At 73.6% G+C, this 2,273-nt stretch carries 1 protein-coding gene and 1 pseudogene; both read right to left on the bottom strand.

All coding sequences use genetic code 11. The features are described 5' to 3' along the window. Positions 1-321: 321 nt before the first annotated feature. Positions 322-1,917: a multicopper oxidase family protein gene (locus E4099_RS31380; protein WP_135342489.1), complete on the bottom strand. Its 1,596-nt coding sequence runs from the start codon at positions 1,915-1,917 to the stop codon at positions 322-324. Positions 1,918-2,005: 88 nt separating this feature from the next. Next, positions 2,006-2,273: pseudogene (locus tag E4099_RS33400) on the bottom strand (hypothetical protein); the annotation flags it as partial.

Genomic DNA, 2,273 nt, shown 5'->3' with positions numbered 1-2,273 from the left:
GTGCGGGGTGCGGGCGGTGGGAAGGCCTGCGCGGCCTGGTGCGGCATCGGCTCGGCGGAGCTGGCGCTGGTGGGGAAGGTGCTGGGGGCCTGCGTACGGCTGCGGGTGACGCTCTCGGGGCACTGCCCCGGACGCGGCGGGAACTGACGGGTGAGGTGGCCGCACCCGTTCTGAGCAGGACGGGTGCGGTACGCGAGGGACGCGGGGAGCCCGCCTCCACCCGGCGCCGGCCGGGGCGGGGTGGCGGTGGCTGAGGGCGGTGTCGTGGATCCGGTGCCGCCAACCGGGCGGCCGGGCCTGCGACACCGCCCCGCCGTGTCGTCAGCTGCGGTAGCCGAGGACGGTCATCATGCCCGACTCGGAGTGGTAGACGTTGTGGCAGTGGAGCATCCACAGGCCCGGGTTGTCGGCGTCGAAGTCGACCTCGAGGGTGCGGCCGGGCAGCACGATCGCGGTGTCCTTGCGTACGCCCCCCTCTCCCAGGGAGAAGGTGTGGCCGTGCAGATGGATGGGGTGCCACATGTCGGTGCGGTTGGTGAAGGAGAGCCGGACCCGCTCGCCCGCCCGGACCGGATAACGCTGCGAGGGGTCGTACTTCCGCTGGTTGAAGGCCCAGTCGTACCGTGCCATCCCGCCGGTGAGCTGGAACCGCACCGTGCGGTCGGGCTTGCCGGGGGAGAGCCGCACGCTCGCGTCGGCCTTCAGCCGGTCGGCGGTCAGCAGCTTCCCGGACAGCTCCTTCGGGCGTACGGAGGGCTTGGGCGCCGCGCCGCCGCCGGTGCGGAGGACGGCCATGGCCGAACTCCGCTTGCCCTCGGCGAGGGCGACCAGCGGGAACGCGCCGTCCTTGGCGGTGACCAGGACGTCGTAGCGTTCGCCCATGCCCAGCAGCAGGGCGTCGGTCTCGGCGTGCTCGACCGGGAAGCCGTCGGTGTGGGTGACCGTCATCCGGTGGCCGCCGACGGCCACCCGGAACGCGGTGTCGCCGCCGGCGTTGACGAACCGGATGCGGATCCGGTCCCCCGGCTTGGCGCGGAAGGTCTCCGGGGACGTGGCGGTCCGTCCGTTGACCAGGTAGTACGGGTAGGCGACATCGCCCGCGTCGCCGCCCAGCAGGTCGCTCTTGGCGCCCATCATCATCCGGGGCGGCCCTGAGGGGCGGGGGGAGGGCGAGCGCCGGGCGGTCATCGACATCCCGGGCATGTCGTGCCCGCCGTGGTCCATGCCGCCGTCGCCCATGCCGTCGTGGTCCATGCCCCCCATGCCGCGGGAGAGTTCGGCGAGGACCGCGTCGGGGGTGCTGCCGTCCACCCCGTCGACCCAGTCGTCCAGGACCACGACCCACTCCTTGTCGTAGCGCAGGGGCTCCTTGGGGTCCTCCACGATCAGCGGCGCGTACAGCCCGCGGTCCTGCTGCACTCCGGAGTGCGGGTGGAGCCAGTAGGTGCCCGGGTGGGTGACCGCGAAGCGGTAGTCGAAGGACGCCCCGGCCTTGATGGGCTGCTGGGTCACGCCCGGCACCCCGTCCATGTCGTTGCGCAGGGCCAGCCCGTGCCAGTGGACGGAGGTGGACTCGGGCAGGTGGTTGGCGAGGGAGAGCGCGAGGGTGTCGCCGGCGGTGACCCGGATCTCCTTACCGGGCAGCTCGTCGCCGTAGGCCCAGGTCCGTACGGTACGGCTGCCCAGGTCGAGCCGGGTCTCGGTGGCGGTGAGTCGGACCTTCCGCTCGGGGCCGGGCTTCCGGCGCTTCTCGGCGGCGGCGACCTCGGAGCCGTCCGGGGACACATAGCCCCGAGGGGCGGCGTCGGACGTGCCGCCCTTGCCGGAGGAGCCGTCCGAGGAGCAGGCGGCGAGGAGCCCGCTGCCGGCGGCGGCGATTCCCGCGCCGAGTACGGCGCGGCGTGTCGTGGTACGCATGGTGAGTTGACCTCGTGTCGGTGTCGATGCTCAGGGATGGCGCGAAGCGCTCGCTCCCGCCGCGCGGGCGGAGCGAACAGGGCGCCGCCTATATACGGAGCACCGACAACCGGGCGAGGAGAAGCCGCTGACCCGGTGGCGGGATGGGGGCCAGTACTCGCAGCAGCCCGGCCCGGGCCGCCGCCAGGATGTCGCGGGCCCGCCAGGACAGCCCTGCCGCGACCAGCAGGACGACCGTCCACGCGCCGAGCACGGCCAGGCAGACGTCCATGGGGGAGAAGCCGTGGTCCCCCGGCATGGCGGGGTGGGCGGTGGAGGTGTGTGCGGCCTCGACGGCGGCGGCCGCGGGGTGGCCG

Origin of the sequence: Streptomyces palmae, assembly GCF_004684805.1 — a bacterium.
Taxonomy (GTDB): domain Bacteria; phylum Actinomycetota; class Actinomycetes; order Streptomycetales; family Streptomycetaceae; genus Streptomyces; species Streptomyces palmae.
The sequence above is the reverse complement of the archived record's forward strand: the minus strand, read 5'-3'. Positions and strand labels throughout refer to the sequence as shown.